Here is a 347-nt window from a genome sequence, read left to right as displayed (position 1 = left end):
GTATTCGCCCCCTAATTGACCAAACCTATACCGAACGCTCTGAAACCGCACCATGGGCCACTCTGCTACATGAACTAAAGCAAGGCTCTCGTTTCCGTACCGGAGAAGAAGCACAACAAGCACTGGCAAAACTCACACTATCCAAAGGTGGCAAAACCTTGCCAGAACACAAGGCAGAAACACGTTACAGCGATCAGGATAATCACTATGTTTTACTGCTGCGCAGTGTGCGTATCGGCTCTGGTGAAACCCGTATGCGCCTGCTGGATGGACGCGAATTGAGTATTCCTCATGGTCGTCGGCAACTAAACAACGCGGGCTGGCGCACTCTCGCAGTTGCATTGCAC

Annotated in this window: 1 protein-coding gene; it reads left to right on the top strand. The window is 51.6% G+C overall.

The genetic code is table 11. From position 1 onward, the window contains the following. Nucleotides 1–347 (top strand): hypothetical protein (locus tag Q4563_RS17570; RefSeq protein ID WP_303605414.1); only part of this gene is annotated, 347 nt, incomplete at both ends.

The organism is Gilvimarinus sp. 1_MG-2023 (genome assembly GCF_030548285.1).
This window is presented reverse-complemented; position numbering and strand designations above follow the sequence as displayed.